The organism is Bhargavaea massiliensis (genome assembly GCF_050480245.1).
In the GTDB taxonomy this organism is placed as follows: Bacteria; Bacillota; Bacilli; order Bacillales; family Anoxybacillaceae; genus Anoxybacillus.
The window spans coordinates 12,232-29,447 of record NZ_JBCNEQ010000066.1 but is presented as its reverse complement, the minus strand read 5'-3'; the positions used below and the strand labels follow the sequence as shown (position 1 = coordinate 29,447).

Below are 17,216 nucleotides of genomic sequence, written 5' to 3'. Positions count from 1 at the left end.
TCGCCATTCGTCTCGTTTCGTCAAGATGTGCGTGAGAAGGAACTAAACATGCGTTTAAAAAATTCCCACATGTTTGCTTCTTCCACTTGTTCTTTCGCCACTAGAGGACTTTTGGCGATAACTGCTCCGTCTTTTTTCACAACGAGCATGCCAAGCACATCTCCTTTTTTCACTGGCGCTTTCACTTTTTTATTTAATTTCCATGTTGTTTTGACCGCTTCAGATTTTTCCCCTTTTTGCAATAGGACAGAAATCGGTTCAGATGTCACGGCAGCGACCGCCTTTTTCTTTCCTTTGCTGACAGGGAGCATCGCAATCGTCTCGCCTTTTTTATAAAGCGGCTTCGTTTCATAATGGCTAAATGCGTAATCTAACATTTTTGTAATTTGCGCATTTCGTGCTTTTGGCGTTGGTGCTCCAAAAACGACGGCAATGACACGCATATTGCCTTTTTTCGCTGTGGCTGTTAAACAATATTTCGCTTCGCTCGTGTAACCCGTTTTTAAACCATCGACACCTGGATAAAATTTCACAAGTCGATTTGTATTCACGAGCCAAAACTTTTTATCTGTATGTTCTCGTAAATAGTCTTCATATGTGCCTGTATATTTTGTAATTAAATCGTATTTTAATAGCTCTTTCGCCATCATCGCCATATCGTACGCGGTGCTATAATGATTTTTTGCCGGCAAACCTGTCGTGTTTTCAAATGTTGTATGTTTTATACCTAGTTGCTTCGCTTTTTCGTTCATCATATGGACGAACGCTTCTTCTGAACCAGCAATTCGTTCTGCTAACGCAACCGCTGCGTCATTGCCTGATCCGATCGCAACACCTTTTAATAAATCGTCAACCGTCATTTCTTCACCAGGTTCAAGAAAAATTTGCGATCCACCCATCGATGCGGCATATTCACTAGCTCGCACTCGTTCATCTAGCTTTAACTTTCCTTGATCAATTGCTTCCATAATGAGAAGCATCGTCATAATTTTTGTCATGCTCGCTGGTGGAAGCGGCTCATGGGCATTTTTTTCATACAAAATAGCCCCTGTATCCCGCTCGATCAAAATGGCTGATCGCACCTCGGTTGCCAATTCGACTTTCGGTTGTTCCGCATGCGCGGATACGATCGGAATAAATAATAACGCAATGGCAAGCACATAAAAAAATCGCTTCATCTCCAACCCTCCATTTCTTTATACTTGCCATCTTTTCCATTTTTTATTTTTTATATACATAAAAAACCTGAAGGAACGAATCCTTCAGGTTACGAAATTTTATCGTAAATTAATGTTGGCGCCTGAACTGGCGTTGCTGAAATACGAATGTTTTCATATAGTTTTTGTTTTACATCATCAATTTGTTCGCGGTTGCTGTAAATGGCGACAAGCGATTCGCCTTTTTTCACCGCATCGCCAACTTTTTTACGAAGCACTAAACCGACGGCTAAATCAATTGTCGATTCTTTCGTCGCACGCCCTGCCCCGAGCCACATCGCTGCTGTTCCGACCGCATCCGCGACAATTTCTGATACGTATCCATCTTCTTTCGCTTCAAGTTCAATGACATATTTCGCTTGTGGCAATTTGCTTGGATCATCGACAACAGATGCATCGCCACCTTGCGCAGCTAAAAACGTTTTAAACGTCTCAAGCGCAGAGCCGTCTTTCATGGCTTTCTCTAACATATGACGGGCTTCTTCGAGCGAAGATGCTTTTTCAGCTAAATATACCATATGACTTCCTAGCACTAAGCAAAGCTCTTGTAAGTCTTCTGGACCTTCGCCTTTTAACGTATCGATCGCTTCTTTGACTTCAAGTGCGTTTCCAATGGCATAACCAAGCGGTTGACTCATATCGGAAATAATCGCCATCGTTTTCCGTCCAACACGGTTTCCGATATCGACCATCGCTTTCGCTAATGCTTTGGCATCGTTTAAATCTTTCATAAATGCACCCGCACCTGTTTTTACGTCAAGTACGATCGCATCTGCCCCTGCGGCAATTTTTTTGCTCATAATCGATGAGGCAATTAACGGAATGCTATTGACTGTTGCCGTCACATCGCGAAGCGCATACAATTTTTTATCAGCTGGCGTTAAGTTTCCAGACTGACCGACAACGGCAATTTTATTTTTGTTTACAAGTTTAATAAATTCGTCGTTGCTAATTTCAACGTGAAATCCTGGCACAGATTCTAACTTATCAATCGTTCCACCGGTATGACCAAGCCCGCGCCCTGACATTTTCGCAACCGGAACGCCAACGGAAGCAACAAGTGGACCTAAAACGAGAGTCGTCGTATCACCTACCCCACCTGTTGAATGTTTATCGACTTTAACACCTTCGATTTTTGAAAGATCAATCGTATCGCCCGAATGCACCATCGCCATCGTTAATTCAGCTGTTTCTTCTTCGTTCATGCCGCGGAAGAAAATCGCCATCGCCAATGCGCTCATTTGATAGTCTGGAATGTCGCCTCTTGTATAACCTTCAATAATAAAATGAATTTCCTCTTTCGTTAACGCGTGGCCATCTCGTTTTTTCTCAATTAAATCGACCATTCTCATCGTCGTACACCTTCTCGCTTATTTTTTCGCCATGTTGCGTACGATCGCTTTCACAAATCGTAAAAAGTCCGCTTTTACTTTTTCTGTCGTTTCGATCACTTCATGATGTGTCAGCGGCTGATCTAAAATGCCTGCAGCCATATTCGAAATGCACGAAATACCGAGCACTTCCATTCCGGCATGGCGGGCAGTGATCACTTCAGGTACGGTAGACATGCCGACTGCATCGCCGCCCATCACGCGAATCATACGAATTTCTGCCGGCGTTTCGTACGCAGGACCGGTATTAGCAACATACACGCCTTCGCGCACACGTAAACCAATTTCGTTGGCAACATCTTTCGCGAGTTGACGAAGTCGTTTACTATATGCTTCCGTCATATCTGGGAAGCGCACACCAAGCATCGGATCGTTCGGACCGATAAGCGGGTTGCCACCCATGTTATTAATATGGTCTGAAATAATCATTAAATCTCCTGGTTCAAACGATTCATTCACACCGCCTGCCGCATTTGTGACAATTAACTGCTCGACACCGAGAGCTTTCATCACGCGCACAGGGAACGTTACTTTATCGAAGCTGTATCCTTCGTAATAATGAAACCGCCCTTGCATGACGACTACTGTCGCCCCTTCTAACTGGCCGTATACAAGCTGACCCGCATGCCCTTCAACTGTCGATACAGGGAAATTTGGAATGTCACTATACGGAATTTTAATTGCTTGCTCGATTTCATCCGCCAACACACCTAAACCGGAACCGAGAATAAGACCGATTTGTGGTGGTGTTGGAAACTTTTCTTTTAAAAATTGTGCCGCTTGTTCAATGGCTGCTCGATTCATTTCGTCACTCTCCTTATTTTAAGTTATGTAAAAAGCTTGTTCCGTATTTTGGCATCGTCACACCGAAGTTTTCCGCAATCGTCGCCCCGACGTCTGCGAACGTTTCACGCAATGGAAGTTGTTTACCTCCATTCATGCTTGGACTATAAACGAGAAGCGGAACAAATTCGCGCGTATGATCTGTTCCGTGATGAACAGGGTCATTTCCGTGATCGGCTGTAATAATTAATAAATCGTCATCTTTTAGACGATCAAATACTTCTGGCAAACGGGCATCAAACTGTTCTAACGCATCCCCATATCCTTTTGGATCGCGACGATGTCCGTATAATGCGTCAAAATCAACAAGGTTTACGAAACTTAACCCTGTAAAGTCCATTTGCAACGTATCGATTAGTTTGTCCATGCCGTCCATATTTGACTTTGTGCGCAACGTTTTTGTTACACCTTCGTTATCGTAAATGTCAGCAATTTTTCCGATTGCAATGACGTCATAGCCCGCATCTTGCAACTCGTTCATTACCGTACGTCCAAACGGTTTTAGAGCGTAGTCATGACGGTTCGCTGTCCGTTGGAAGTTGCCCGGTGTACCGATGAATGGCCGAGCGATAACGCGACCAACCATATATTTTTCATCAAGCGTTAGCTCACGAGCAATTTTACAAATGCGATATAGTTCTTCTAATGGGATTACTTCCTCATGCGCAGCAATTTGTAAAACGGAATCGGCTGATGTATACACAATAAGTGCGCCTGTTTCCATATGCTCTGGGCCAAGTTCATCAATAATGGCTGTGCCGCTTGCTGGTTTATTCCCGATCACTTTTCTTCCTGTTCGTTTTTCTAATTCATCAATCAGCTCTTTTGGAAATCCGTCAGGAAATACTTGAAACGGCGTATCAATGCGAAGACCCATTAACTCCCAATGTCCCGTCATCGTATCTTTCCCAGCGGACGCCTCTTGCATTTTCGTATAATAAGCAAGCGGCTGATCAGCTTTTGGAACACCTTTAATTTCACGAATGTTGCTTAACCCTAGCTTCGCCATGTTCGGCATGTACAAGCCACCGCGATGTTCAGCAATATGCCCAAGCGTATCTGCGCCTTTATCGTTATATTTTTCGGCATCTGGCGCTTCACCAATTCCAACAGAGTCCATCACAATTAAAAATACACGTTTATATGTAGGCTTCACTACTTTACCTCCCCAATCGCTTCATTTTCCTCATAGCGTACCCACTACAAAACAAAATCACGCGTTGTTCGAATTTGTCAGAAGTCTGACAACTAAATTATAAAACGTTTTCATAATGAATTGCAATAAAAAACTGTGACAAATCATCGTCACAGTTATGCTCGCGGGTGAAACTGCTTGTACACATCTTTTAATCTCGTTTTCGTTACATGCGTATAAATTTGCGTCGTCGAAATATCAGCATGTCCGAGCATTTCTTGCACGGCCCGTAAATCTGCTCCGTTTTCTAATAAATGCGTCGCAAATGAATGGCGCAACGTATGCGGAGTTAATTGTTTTTGAATGTTCGCTTCTTGAGCGAGTCGTTTTAAAATTTTCCAGCATCCTTGTCTTGTTAACCGTTCACCGTGATGGTTTAAAAACAACGCTTCTGTCGTTCCTTTTTTTCTTCGTAACAGCTCTGACCGTCCTTGCTCTATATACCGCTTTAACGCATCAGTCGCCATTTTTCCGATCGGCACAATTCGCTCTTTCCGCCCTTTTCCATAACAACGAATGAATCCCATTGTTAAATGAACATCAGATACGTTTAATTGAATGAGCTCGCTGACACGAATACCTGTCGCATATAACAATTCTAACATCGCCTTATCGCGAATGCTAAACGGTGTATTTTCCTTTGGCGCTTCTAATAATGCCTCGACTTCTGCCATCGACAACACGTTTGGTAATTTCCGCGGCAGTTGCGGTGTTTCAATATGAACAGTCGGATCTTGATCGACTGTTTTTTCACGTAATAAAAATTGATGAAACGACCGAACAGACGCGAGATGGCGCGCAATCGTTTTTGGTGAGCTTCCTTTTTCTTTCAAAAACTTTAAAAATTGCATAATATGAAAACGGGTTACATCGTTCCAACTACACAGTTGTTCGACTTTTTGCAAATATTGAACATATTTTTTTAAGTCGCGCTCATATGACACAATCGTGTTATGAGCTAAATTTCGTTCTACAATTAAATAGTGAATAAAATCTTTTACTTGATCTTCCACACCCACTCTACTCCCCGTTTTGATAGAAAAACAGTAGTCGATCGAGCCAATATGTTTCTTGTTGCTCCGTCGTTGACACTTTCACAGCTGATCCCATCGGCTCATCGTAGCGACGGTAATAGTTGTATTCTTCACTCATCCATACAATACTATAATAAAATAAAATCGTACATCCCGTAAACAAAAGAAATACTTTTAATACGTCCACAATTCTTTTCATGGCACACCTCCGGCAACTGTCATATAGTAAGAGGATATGCCCGTTTGACTGCATTTTATACACAAATAAAAAAACCTTTTCATAGACGAAAAGGTTTACTGTTGTTCATGTTTATCTTGACAACGATGACAAATGCCATGAAACGTTAAGCGATGATCTTTAATTTTAAAATTCCAATCCCGTTCTACAATCGCTTCAACATCTTCTAATAAATCTTCTTGAATTTCATCGACCGCTCCACATTCAATACACACTAAATGATGATGAAAATGCGCCGCACCTTCCTTGCGAAGATCATAGCGGGAAACGCCATCCCCGAAGTTAATTTTATCGACAATTTTTAATTCTGTTAATAACTCCAACGTGCGATATACTGTGGCTAAACCGATTTCAGGTGCTTTTTCTTTCACGAGGAGGTAGACATCTTCCGCACTTAAATGATCTTCTTCATGTTCAAGCAACACACGTACTGTCGCTTCCCGTTGCGGCGTTAATTTATAACTTGCTGCATGCAATTGTTTTTTTATTCGTTCAAGCCGACTTTCCATTTTACATTCCCTCCCTCGTTACTCATTCTCATTATAGCAAAAGAAAGGAACGTGTCAAAATAAAATGATTATAAACTGATAAATAAAATGATTATTAAATAATAATTATTTTTGTATTAGTTCGACAACTTCTTTCATGAGCAACGGGGATACGTATGCTTCAAGCGAAGAGGCAAATGCTAAAGCGATACTAAACGATAACATGACAAACGTATAGCGAAGCATCGCTCGAAAAATCGGTTCGTGCGTTCGTTTCACAAATTGATGCCGAATCATTTTTAACGAAAACGAAATGGATACAGCCGCCATCATAATAAAAATCGGGACGAGAATAATATTTTGCGGGACGACAGATACGAAAGCTAATAAAAACCCGTTCCAGCCCATTTGATTGACTAAAAATCCGACCGTAAAACCGACAACAAGCCCTTTTAAAAACAATAAAATTAAAATGAGCGGCAATCCCACGAGCGACATCGCTAAAATCCACATCAGTCCAATGTATTTTAAATTTTGTAAAAAGCTTTCTTTCCATACATCATGCGTGCTTGCGATATTTCCTAAAGAAACTTGTCCAAAAAAATTCGTTAAATAATAATATAAGTCTTCTTTTTGATTAAAGCTTAAGCTATTGACGACAATAGCACCAAAAATAATTCCCATCACAAAAAGAACGACGGTAAATACATATGTCGTATAATGTTCTTGCACATGTTGTCCCCACGCTGTCATCCATGATCGCTTTCTCATCGCTCCATCCCCCTACACATTCTGTTACTACATTGTATGGGAAAAGGACCGCAATATGACAAAAAGCGGTCACACAGACCGCTTTTACGCATGTAATTGCCAATATAAAAGGGCGTAAATCGTTTTTGCATCGTAAATTTGCTTTTCTTTGACCATGTTGAGCGCTTCTTCTAACGTCACTTCGAGCACATCCACAAACTCGTCATCATCGAGCATTTGCTTTTCGCTTTTTTTCGTTAGTCCTTTAGCAAGAAATATATGTACTAATTCATCCGCAAATCCTGGGGAAGTGTAGAAAGAGTGAAGCGGCTCCATGTCCTCGCATACATATCCTGTTTCTTCCTCGAGTTCACGTTTCGCTGTTTGAAGCGGTTCTTCCCCTTTTTCTAGCTTTCCTGCTGGAATTTCAACGAGCATTCGCTCCAATGCTTTCCGATATTGACGAACAAGCACGATTTTATTTTCTTCTGTGATCGCAAGTACCGCAACTGCTCCAGGATGTTTTACAACTTCTCGCTTGCTCATTTCTCCGTTCGGCAACAACACATCTTCAACATATACGTCAATCACTTTTCCTGAAAAAATACGTTGCTTACTGATCGTTTTTTCATATAAATGATCCATTGTTTCACCACCATCTTATCGTTTCATAATTGATTGTACTACATACTTAAAGACAAATGGGAAAAATATACCCTACGTTCATTTATAAAAACTAAATTAACAAATAGTAACAAAATTCATACTTGACATATATGAATACTTAAATTAAGATGTTAAACAGTTAAGAATATTTCGTTTTTATAAGGGGGATAGAGGATAGGATAATGAAAAAGTTAATTATATTTACTATTGTTGGATTCATTGCTCAATTGATTGATGGTTCGCTTGGTATGGCGTACGGAGTAACCTCGACAACACTATTACTTGCATTCGGCATTACTCCCGCTGTTGCTTCCGCATCAATACACTTAGCTGAAGTCGTTACAACTGCTGCTTCTGGTGTTTCGCATTTTAAATTTGGAAATGTGGACAAAGACATGGTCATCAAATTAATTATTCCTGGATCGCTAGGTGCTTTTATCGGTGCTTGCTTCCTAAGCAATCTCCCCAGCGATCTGATTAAACCGTTTGTATCACTTTTTTTATTGTCACTCGGCTTTTATATCATGTATCGCTTTTTATTTCTTTCGAATAAACATGTGCTACAAAAACAAAAAAAGTTATCTAACAAACAACTCGTTCCCCTCGGTTTGATAGCTGGCTTTTTTGATGCAACAGGCGGAGGAGGCTGGGGACCAATTGCAACACCGGTTCTTCTCGCAAACAACAGCATGGAAACAAGAAAAGTGGTAGGAACTGTTGACACATCTGAATTTGCTATCGCGTTGTCAGCAACAATTGGTTTTTTCATTTCACTAGGTTGGGAACAAGTTAATTGGTATTGGGTTGGAACACTTATGGTTGGAGGGATTATTGCTGCTCCAATTGCAGCTTGGTTTGTTCGAAAAATACCGGCTCACTTACTAGGGGTACTTGTTGGTGGACTCATCATTCTCACAAATACTCGGACTATACTTCATACATGGAGCATACCTGAAAATTGGGATATATTCATTTATACAACAATCATACTCGGTTGGTTTATTGCCGTCTTAAAAACAGTTTATGACTATAAAAAAATATCCTTATCTACAACGCACGTGGATTAATAAATGGGGTTTGCAAAAAATGTGTTAAAATAGTATTATGTAATAATTTTCTAGGGATCACACACATCTTTCAGAGTTTTTCATTCGTAAATGCATACTTAAGTTAAAAATCAAAATAAAAAAAGGGGTTTTACATGAAAAAACGAAAGCTCGGACATTCAAACTTATACGTGAGTGAAATTGGGTTTGGTTGTATGTCGCTTGGTACATCGGAAAGTGATGCGATTCGCATCATTCATGAAGCGATAGACAAAGGAGTGAACTACTTCGATACAGCCGATTTATATGATCGTGGGCTAAATGAAGAAATCGTTGGTAAAGCATTAAAAGGCAAGCGCCACGATGTCATCGTTGCAACGAAAGTAGGGAATCGTTGGACAGAACAAGGAGACGGTTGGACGTGGGATCCGTCAAAAGCATACATCAAAGAGGCTGTTAAACACAGCTTACGACGGTTACAAACCGATTATATTGATGTATATCAATTACACGGCGGAACGATCGATGATCCGATCGATGAGACAATTGAGGCGTTTGAAGAGTTGCAACAAGAAGGCGTTATTCGTTATTACGGTATCTCTTCTATGCGCCCAAATGTCATTCGCGAATATGTAAAACGATCGCGCATCGTTTCTGTTATGATGCCGTATAGTTTGCTCGATCGCCGCGCTGAAGAATGGTTTCCGCTTTTGAAGCAACATCACATTAGCGTCATTGCACGCGGACCGCTTGCTAAAGGATTATTAACTGAACGTCCCATTGAGCGAGCAAGCGATGGAACGAAACAAAACGGCTATGTCGATTATTCGTTTGCTGAATTAGTTACACTTATTCCAAAACTAAAAGCCGTTGCACCAAATGAAACGCTAACGGCGATTGCCCTTCGCTTTTGTTTAGCTCATGATGCGGTTGCAACAGTCATTCCAGGTGCAAGCCGATTAACACAGCTCATCGAAAACGTCGCTGCCCAATCGGTGACGTTAAGCGATGAACAAATAGCTATATTGAAAACACTAACAAAACAAACGATTTTTACTGCTCATCGATAACCGAGGTTCGAACCTCGGTTATTTAAATTTTCGCCAATCTAAATCACTTTCTTCTAACCACTCCGCAAACGTTTTGTTTTTTTCACGCTTGCGAGCTTCTTCTTTTCGTTTGGCTTCCTCTTCTTCTTTTCGTTTTTGTTCTTTTTCTTGCAGCTGCTTTTGTTTTTGCTTTAACTGTTCGATCAGCTGCTCATTTAATCGATCTTTTAGCATAAACATCCCTTTCTTTCTCCAAACTAATAAGGAACAAACGTAAAGGAGTGAACTGTCATGACAAAAAATAAAAGCCAAAAAGGAAAACCGACAGCTGATACCGTCCGTCCTATCATAGCAAAAGAGGAGTTGGAAAAAGCCATTCACCCGACAAAACGGCAAAACTCCCCGCAATAAGCAGGAGGGCATCTCGCCCTCTTTATAAAATATCAGTAATATTTGGCATATGTTGTTCAATCCAAGCAAGCGCCTCATCTAACTGAACGAACGATTGTGTTTCAAATGTCATTTCATCTTGCAGTAACCAAACGTCGTGTTCATCATTTGAAAATCCTGCAACAGACCAATGAAGCAAGCTATACGGATGGTTATTGTACAAAAACGACACCCACGTTTTTTCCTTTGCTATTTTTCGAAGACGGTTTACTTGATCACTCACAACAATCACTCTTTCCATATCATTTACATATCCATTCTTATTTTAACTCAATATCGTAAAATAAGAAAAGAGATCTCGAAAAAGAGACCTCTTTTCATTGTTGTTTTGGCACGCGACGACGATACACAACGTAGCTGCGCCCCAAATAACGGAACGGCATGCTGAATATGTGAACTAACCGTGTAAACGGCCAGACGATGAAAATACATAAAGCTGAGATGATATGAATTTTAAACCAAATCGGTACGCTTTCCATGTATGTTGGATCTGCACGAAACGTTAAAACGGTGCGAAACCAAGGACTGATCGTTGTTCGATAGTCAAATCCGCCGGCATTCACATTCAATGATGTAGAAGCAAGACCGGTCAACATGACAATCGCTAATAAAATTAAAACGAGCCAATCTGCTTTACTAGTTATCAAACGAATGCGCTTCACTGTTAAACGACGTTGAATAAGAATCGCTAAACCAACGATAGAAACAATCCCTGCTGGAAGCCCGAACGCGATCGCCATCGTATGATACGTGTGCTCAGAAATACCAACCGCATCGTAGACCGATTTCGGAATAAGAATGCCCATCACATGACCGATAAAAACGATGATGATCCCCCAGTGAAATAACGTGCTTCCGAGCCGCAACGATTTTTTTTCAAGAAACTCGCTCGATTTTGTCGTCCATCCAAACTGATCGTGCTGATAGCGATAAATATGTCCGCCAATAAAAATCGTTAAAACGATGTAAGGGAAGTATCCCCAAAGAAATTGTTCGAGCAATTACGACACGCTCCCTTCTGCAAGTTTACGCACCCCGATCTCTTCAAGTGCCATGAGCAACACATCGAATAAAATGGCGTAATAACTTTCAGCTGCAATGAGCTGTTCACGAATGTGGGATATATGATTGAAATATTTTTGCATGAGCGGTTGAACATACACACGCTCTGCTTGTGATGAAAATTCAAGCATAAGCGGTAAGTAGTCCGGCAATTCCTGCTCTGTTACGTCAAACCCTGCTGATTTGTATAATTGCTTCAATTGTAACAGCTCAATTCCTCGCTCTCTCTGTTCCCCTGTACTCATATATGTGATATATAAATTTGTTTTTTTGCCAAAATCAAACGTATACACATATGTTTCAATCCATGGCGTTTCATCCGTTTGTTTTACATAATCAATAAATTTTTGTATGTTTTGAACGATTGGACGATGCGGAATTTGTTGACTAAACGTTGCACAATCATCTAGCTGTTCGCGCCATTGTCGATCTGGGTACGATAACAAATACGAAACGATTTCAAACACCGTTTGTACGTGAGCATAATCCATTTACATCCTCTCCCTTATGACGAAATCGTGCCACACGAACCTGGTCCGCCCATGAAAGATAATCCACATGTACCTTGCTCCGCATATAATTCAGCAACTTGTTCGCGATGCGATGCTGGAATGACGAAACGATCATTGTATTTTGCAATTGCCAATAAGCGATACATTTCTTCAATATCTTCTCTGGTTAGTCCTAGTGACTGGACCATTTGTTCATTTGGTTGTCTGTTCGTTTGAAGCGCGCGCATATATAAACGCATCGCTGCCATTTTTTTCAGTACGGTACGAATGTGCCCTTGATCACCAGCCGTTAATAAATGAGCTAAATACTCAATTGGAATGCGCATATCATCAATTGCTGGGAAAATGTCATATTCACTTGCTCGACTTCCTTTTCCTTCAATCATATTTGTAATTGGACTTAATGGAGGAATGTACCATACCATCGGCAATGTTCGATATTCAGGATGTAGTGGTAAAGCAATTTTCCAATCCACGATCATTTTATAAATAGGTGATTGCTGCGCCGCTTCAATCCACGCTTGCGGAATGCCTTCTTCTTTTGCCTTTGCAATCACTTCTGGATCATGCGGATCTAAGAAAATCGATAACTGCGCCTCGTATAAGTCTTTTTCGTTCGTGACGCTTGCCGCTTCTTTTACGCGATCTGCGTCATATAACATAACGCCGAGATAGCGTATGCGACCAACACACGTTTCTGAACAAATCGTTGGTAATCCCGCCTCCAAACGTGGAAAACATAGTGTACATTTCTCTGCTTTGCTTGTTTGCCAGTTAAAATATACTTTTTTGTACGGACAGCTTGATACACAATACCGCCAAGCACGGCAAGCGTTTTGGTCAACGAGAACGACACCATCCTCTTCGCGTTTATACATCGCCCCAGATGGACAGCTTGATACGCAAGGAGGATTCACACAATGCTCACAAATACGCGGCAAATACATCATAAACACTTGTTCAAATTCTGCTTGAATCGATTGTTCCATTTTTACTACGTTTGGATCTTCGAGCGCTGTAATGTGCGCTCCAGCTAAATCATCTTCCCAGTTTGGACCCCATTTTAACTCCATAAACTCGCCGGTTAATGCGGATTTTGGTCGAGCGACTGGCTGATGTTTCTTTTCAGGGCTATTTGTTAGCGTTTCATAATCGTAATTCCACGGTTCATAATAATCATCAATCGTTGGCAAGTTCGGATTGTAAAATAAGTTGAGTAATCGGTTTACTTTCGAGCCAGATTTCAATTGTAGTTCACCGTTTTTCAACTCCCAACCACCTTTATATTTTTCTTGATCTTCCCATTTCTTTGGATATCCGATGCCAGGTTTTGTTTCTACGTTGTTAAAATACATATATTCGGCACCTGGACGATTCGTCCAGGTGTTTTTGCATGTGACGCTGCACGTATGGCAGCCAATACATTTGTCTAAATTCATTACCATGCCAATTTGCGCTTTAATCTTCAAGCCAATCAACCTCCTTCAACTTGCGAATAATGACGTTCAAGTCGCGTTGATTTCCTGTCGGTCCGTAATAGTTAAATCCGTAACTTAATTGTGCATAGCCACCAATCATATGCGTCGGTTTGACATGAATACGCGTCGGGCTGTTGTGCGTACCGCCCCGGTTGTTCGTTAACTTCGACCCTGGCACGTTAATGTGGCGATCTTGTGCATGATGCATAAATGCAATTCCTCTTGGAAGACGGTGCGAAACGACTGCACGCGCAACAACAACACCATTTCGGTTAAAACATTCGATCCAGTCATTGTCTTTGATTCCTGCTTCTTCTGCATCTTCTTTACTTAACCAAATCGTTGGACCGCCTCGGAATAGTGTTAACATCGGTTGTGAATCGAAATACATGCTATGGATGGACCATTTATTATGCGGTGTTAAATAATTGAGCGTAATTTCTTTTCCCTCAACATCTGGGCGATTTTTTTGGAACGGTTTATGTTGCAAAATTGGCTTAAACGTTGCCATCGTTTCACCAAACTCTTGCATTAACTCATGATCAACATAAAACGATTGACGCCCTGTTAACGTCCGCCAAGGAATGAGTCGCTCAACATTTGTCGTAAATGGCGAGTAACGACGTCCACCTTTTTCCGATCCGCTAAATGCTGGCGACGTAATAACTGTTTTTGGTTGTGCTGTAATTTGTTCAAATGTAAAACATTCTTCTTCCCGCTCTGCCGCTAAATCTTTTAGCTGTAAACTCGTTTTCTTTTCAAGGGATTCCCAAGCTTTCACCGCAACATGACCATTTGTTGTCGATGAAAGTGTTAAGATGGCTTCAGCTACTTTTTTTGCATCACTTATATCTGGACAACCTTTCGCGACCGAGGAATGTTGCACCGTTCCTAACACGCGTTTTAACTTTTCGTATTCTTCTTCTACTGACCATGTCATCCCTTTTACACCGAAAGGCGCTTTTACGACATTCGGACCGAGCGCTGTCATTTTTTCAAATATTTTTGTATAATCGCGCTCAACGACATGAATTTGTGGCATCGTTTTTCCTGGAATTGGTTCACATTCCCCTTTACTCCAGTCTTTAATTTTTCCGAACGGTTGTGCTAACTCTTGTGGCGTATCGTGAAGAATCGGCGTTGCCACAACCTCTTTTACCGGTGTCATCCCTATTTCTTCCGCTACTTGTGACACCGCCTTCGCAAGCGATTTGAAAATTTCCCAGTCTGAACGTGCTTCCCATGGTACAGCAATTGCTGGATTAAACGGATGTACAAATGGATGCATATCTGTACTGCTCAAATCATGTTTTTCGTACCAAGTAGCCGCCGGCAATACGATATCCGAATATAATGCCGTTCCAGCCATCCGGAAATCTAAGTTAATTAATAAATCTAATTTTCCTTCCGGAGCTTCATCGCGCCATTGAATTTCTTGCGGACGGAGGCTATCTTTGTCGTCGTTCATTAAACCGTGGGTTGTTCCAAGCAAGTGCTTTAAGAAATATTCATGTCCTTTTCCGGAACTTGAAATTAAGTTCGCACGCCATACAATTAAGTTTCTCGGGAAGTTTTTCTCGTTATCTGGATCTTCAATCGCAAAGCGCAACTTCTTCTCTTTCAATTGCTGAGCGATGTATTTTCCGATTTCCTCCGGCGTTTTCGCTCCAGAAGCAACCGCTTCGTTGTAAAGATCGATTCCGTTTTTCTCAAATGTCGGATAAGACGGAAGCCAACCCAATCGTGCCGCAAGGACGTTATAATCAGCATAATGTTGGTAACGCGCCCCTTTAACAAGCGGTGAGACGAGTTGCCCAACCGGTGTATCCTCATACCGCCATTGATCCGTTGCAAAATAATAAAATGATGTGCCGTTTTGCAGTTTTGGTGGCGCCTGCCAGTCACGCGCCATGGCAATCGTTTGCCAACCTTCTACTGGACGCAATTTTTCTTGGCCAACGTAATGCGCCCAACCTCCACCGTTTACCCCTTGCGCCCCAACGAATAAAACAAGGTTTAAAACAGCTCGATAAATTGTATCAGAGTTAAACCAATGGTTAATTCCTGCACCGACAATAATCATGGAACGACCTTTTGTATCGATCGCATTTTGCGCAAACTCACGCGCAATTTGAATGACAAGATCCCGCTTTACACCTGTGATGTTTTCTTGCCATGCTGGCGTAAACGGAATAAGGTCATCGTATGTTTTCGCTACTTCACCACCGATCCCACGATCAACCCCATAGTTAGCAAGCACTAAATCATATACGGTCGTAACGTATAATTCTTCATGCTCCATTTGTACGCGTTTTACAGGCACAGCACGTTTTAAAATTTTGTTTCCATCATGAGAAAAATACGGAATTTGTATAGTTACAACCTCATCTTCTATACCTAACATCGTCAAACGTGGTTCAATCGCTTCTTCTGTTTCTTCATCCACCATTTTCAAGTTCCATTTCCCTTTATTTTCCCAACGCGAACCAATCGTTCCATTTGGAATCGCAAAATCGTTTGTTCGTTCATTCCAAAGCGCTGGCTTCCATTCCCCATTTGTCGTATTTCGTCCAATATCAGATGCATGTAAGAAACGATCAGCAACAAATTGCCCGTTTTCTTTCTTTTTGAGCGTAACTAAAAACGGAAAATCCGTATATTGTTTCGCATAATTCGTAAAGTATGGAACTTGACGGTCGACATAAAACTCTTTTAAAATAACGTGCCCCATCGCCATCGCTAAGGCACCGTCTGTTCCTTGTTTAACGCTTAACCATTCATCTGCTAGCTTTGTCGATTCAGCAAAATCTGGGCTAATTGAAACGACCTTCGTTCCTTTATATCGCACTTCTGCTAAAAAGTGAGCATCCGGTGTGCGAGTCATTGGAACGTTTGATCCCCACGTCATAATGTAACCTGCGTTGTACCAGTCGCTACTTTCCGGCACGTCCGTTTGATCCCCCCAAATTTGTGGCGAAGCAGGCGGTAAGTCAGCATACCAATCATAAAAACTTAAAATCGGTCCACCCACAAGTGACATAAAGCGTGCGCCAGCCGCATGACTTACCATCGACATCGCTGGAATTGGAGAGAAACCGACATTACGATCCGGTCCATACTTGATTACTGTGTAAAGTAAAGAAGTAGCGACAAGCTTTAATACTTCATCCCACTCCGCACGAACGAATCCACCTTTTCCGCGTGCTTGTTTATAACGCTTTGCTTTTTCTGGATTTTCAACAATGCTTTTCCAAGCATCAAGCGGATTTTTATGTTGTTGCAACGCTTCGCGCCACATATTTAACAACACACCGCGAACGTATGGGTATTTGACACGAAGCGGACTATAAATATACCATGAAAAGCTTGCCCCACGCGGACAGCCTCGCGGTTCAAAATCGGGCATATCCGGTCCTGTTGTTGGATAGTCGAGTTTTTGACCTTCCCATGTGACGATGCCATCTTTCACGTAAATATTCCAACTACACGAACCTGTACAGTTTACACCGTGCGTTGAACGCACCACTTTGTCATGTTGCCATCTTCTGCGATATATTTGCTCCCAATCGCGATCTTGATATGTGACTTCACTGTGTCCATCCGCTTGACGTTCAATCGGTTTCACGTAGTTCAATCGTTTGAACAACGGTGACTTCTTTTTCACATCGCTCACTCCTCTTCGTATGAAATCCTTCTATCTCCACTATAAACGGGAACATCACAAATAAATGTGAGGTAAGTCACATTTATTTTAATTGTCACAAATATGTCGAAATATTATATAAAAAAAGACTAAC

Annotated in this window: 17 protein-coding genes; 2 read left to right on the top strand and 15 right to left on the bottom strand. The window is 41.5% G+C overall.

Features of this window, described 5'->3' with window-relative positions:
• Positions 1-20: 20 nt before the first annotated feature.
• From ABEV15_RS12435 to ABEV15_RS12395, 9 genes are all read right to left on the bottom strand, one after another.
• Positions 21-1,178 (bottom strand): D-alanyl-D-alanine carboxypeptidase family protein, encoded by a 1,158-nt coding sequence (locus ABEV15_RS12435; RefSeq protein WP_498853391.1) that lies wholly within the window; start codon positions 1,176-1,178, stop codon positions 21-23.
• A gap of 89 nt (positions 1,179-1,267) precedes the next feature.
• A complete protein-coding gene (locus ABEV15_RS12430; protein ID WP_429630982.1) occupies positions 1,268-2,569 on the bottom strand; it encodes a pyrimidine-nucleoside phosphorylase in 1,302 nt (433 codons plus the stop codon).
• Positions 2,570-2,587: 18 nt separating this feature from the next.
• Complete coding sequence (locus ABEV15_RS12425) at positions 2,588-3,412, bottom strand: purine-nucleoside phosphorylase (protein WP_498853390.1); 825 nt, start codon at positions 3,410-3,412, stop codon at positions 2,588-2,590.
• A 13-nt stretch (positions 3,413-3,425) separates the two neighbouring features.
• The gene (gene deoB / locus ABEV15_RS12420; RefSeq protein WP_498853389.1) at positions 3,426-4,607 is read right to left on the bottom strand and encodes a phosphopentomutase; all 1,182 of its coding nucleotides are present in this window, start codon (positions 4,605-4,607) and stop codon (positions 3,426-3,428) included.
• 155 nt (positions 4,608-4,762) lie between these two features.
• Positions 4,763-5,659 (bottom strand): site-specific tyrosine recombinase XerD, encoded by an 897-nt coding sequence (gene xerD, locus ABEV15_RS12415; protein ID WP_429630988.1) that lies wholly within the window; start codon positions 5,657-5,659, stop codon positions 4,763-4,765.
• A gap of 7 nt (positions 5,660-5,666) precedes the next feature.
• Complete coding sequence (locus tag ABEV15_RS12410) at positions 5,667-5,879, bottom strand: YqzK family protein (RefSeq protein WP_429630990.1); 213 nt, start codon at positions 5,877-5,879, stop codon at positions 5,667-5,669.
• 95 nt (positions 5,880-5,974) lie between these two features.
• Entirely contained in the window at positions 5,975-6,427 is a 453-nt protein-coding gene (gene fur / locus ABEV15_RS12405) for a ferric iron uptake transcriptional regulator (RefSeq protein WP_429630992.1), read from the bottom strand.
• Between the two features lie 105 nt (positions 6,428-6,532).
• Positions 6,533-7,177 carry a stage II sporulation protein M gene (spoIIM, locus tag ABEV15_RS12400; RefSeq protein ID WP_429630994.1) on the bottom strand — a complete coding sequence of 215 codons (645 nt, stop codon included), beginning with the start codon at positions 7,175-7,177 and terminating at the stop codon, positions 6,533-6,535.
• Between the two features lie 84 nt (positions 7,178-7,261).
• A complete protein-coding gene (locus ABEV15_RS12395; RefSeq protein ID WP_429630996.1) occupies positions 7,262-7,801 on the bottom strand; it encodes an NUDIX hydrolase in 540 nt (179 codons plus the stop codon).
• A 203-nt stretch (positions 7,802-8,004) separates the two neighbouring features.
• Here ABEV15_RS12395 and ABEV15_RS12390 point away from each other — a divergent pair, with 203 nt between their 5' ends.
• Complete coding sequence (locus ABEV15_RS12390) at positions 8,005-8,889, top strand: sulfite exporter TauE/SafE family protein (protein ID WP_498853388.1); 885 nt, start codon at positions 8,005-8,007, stop codon at positions 8,887-8,889.
• Positions 8,890-9,023: 134 nt separating this feature from the next.
• Complete coding sequence (locus ABEV15_RS12385; protein ID WP_297989983.1) at positions 9,024-9,938, top strand: aldo/keto reductase; 915 nt, start codon at positions 9,024-9,026, stop codon at positions 9,936-9,938.
• An 18-nt stretch (positions 9,939-9,956) separates the two neighbouring features.
• Here the strand turns inward: ABEV15_RS12385 and ABEV15_RS12380 are convergent, their stop codons facing one another.
• The 6 genes from ABEV15_RS12380 to ABEV15_RS12355 all read right to left on the bottom strand — a co-directional run bounded on the left by ABEV15_RS12380 (position 9,957) and on the right by ABEV15_RS12355 (position 17,083).
• The gene (locus tag ABEV15_RS12380; RefSeq protein ID WP_006318172.1) at positions 9,957-10,157 is read right to left on the bottom strand and encodes a DUF3886 domain-containing protein; all 201 of its coding nucleotides are present in this window, start codon (positions 10,155-10,157) and stop codon (positions 9,957-9,959) included.
• A gap of 193 nt (positions 10,158-10,350) precedes the next feature.
• Positions 10,351-10,590, bottom strand: coding sequence for a DUF2552 family protein (locus ABEV15_RS12375; protein ID WP_498853387.1), 240 nt, complete (start codon positions 10,588-10,590; stop codon positions 10,351-10,353).
• 94 nt (positions 10,591-10,684) lie between these two features.
• Positions 10,685-11,368, bottom strand: coding sequence for a respiratory nitrate reductase subunit gamma (gene narI / locus ABEV15_RS12370; RefSeq protein ID WP_498853386.1), 684 nt, complete (start codon positions 11,366-11,368; stop codon positions 10,685-10,687).
• Positions 11,369-11,920, bottom strand: coding sequence for a nitrate reductase molybdenum cofactor assembly chaperone (gene narJ / locus ABEV15_RS12365; RefSeq protein ID WP_498853385.1), 552 nt, complete (start codon positions 11,918-11,920; stop codon positions 11,369-11,371).
• 14 nt (positions 11,921-11,934) lie between these two features.
• Entirely contained in the window at positions 11,935-13,410 is a 1,476-nt protein-coding gene (narH, locus tag ABEV15_RS12360) for a nitrate reductase subunit beta (RefSeq protein ID WP_498853384.1), read from the bottom strand.
• The gene (locus ABEV15_RS12355; protein WP_498853383.1) at positions 13,400-17,083 is read right to left on the bottom strand and encodes a nitrate reductase subunit alpha; all 3,684 of its coding nucleotides are present in this window, start codon (positions 17,081-17,083) and stop codon (positions 13,400-13,402) included. Before ABEV15_RS12355 ends, narH begins: the two co-directional genes overlap by 11 nt.
• Positions 17,084-17,216 lie beyond the last annotated feature (133 nt).

What these genes read in the sequence shown, in the direction of transcription:
- ABEV15_RS12435 (WP_498853391.1), bottom strand. Translation starts at nt 1,178, where the DNA reads ATGAAGCGATTTTTTTATGTGCTTGCCATTGCGTTATTATTTATTCCG.
- ABEV15_RS12430 (WP_429630982.1), bottom strand. Translation starts at nt 2,569, where the DNA reads ATGAGAATGGTCGATTTAATTGAGAAAAAACGAGATGGCCACGCGTTA.
- ABEV15_RS12425 (WP_498853390.1), bottom strand. Translation starts at nt 3,412, where the DNA reads ATGAATCGAGCAGCCATTGAACAAGCGGCACAATTTTTAAAAGAAAAG.
- ABEV15_RS12410 (WP_429630990.1), bottom strand. Translation starts at nt 5,879, where the DNA reads ATGAAAAGAATTGTGGACGTATTAAAAGTATTTCTTTTGTTTACGGGA.
- fur (WP_429630992.1), bottom strand. Translation starts at nt 6,427, where the DNA reads ATGGAAAGTCGGCTTGAACGAATAAAAAAACAATTGCATGCAGCAAGT.
- spoIIM (WP_429630994.1), bottom strand. Translation starts at nt 7,177, where the DNA reads ATGAGAAAGCGATCATGGATGACAGCGTGGGGACAACATGTGCAAGAA.
- ABEV15_RS12395 (WP_429630996.1), bottom strand. Translation starts at nt 7,801, where the DNA reads ATGGATCATTTATATGAAAAAACGATCAGTAAGCAACGTATTTTTTCA.
- ABEV15_RS12390 (WP_498853388.1), top strand. Translation starts at nt 8,005, where the DNA reads ATGAAAAAGTTAATTATATTTACTATTGTTGGATTCATTGCTCAATTG.
- ABEV15_RS12385 (WP_297989983.1), top strand. Translation starts at nt 9,024, where the DNA reads ATGAAAAAACGAAAGCTCGGACATTCAAACTTATACGTGAGTGAAATT.
- ABEV15_RS12380 (WP_006318172.1), bottom strand. Translation starts at nt 10,157, where the DNA reads ATGTTTATGCTAAAAGATCGATTAAATGAGCAGCTGATCGAACAGTTA.
- narJ (WP_498853385.1), bottom strand. Translation starts at nt 11,920, where the DNA reads ATGGATTATGCTCACGTACAAACGGTGTTTGAAATCGTTTCGTATTTG.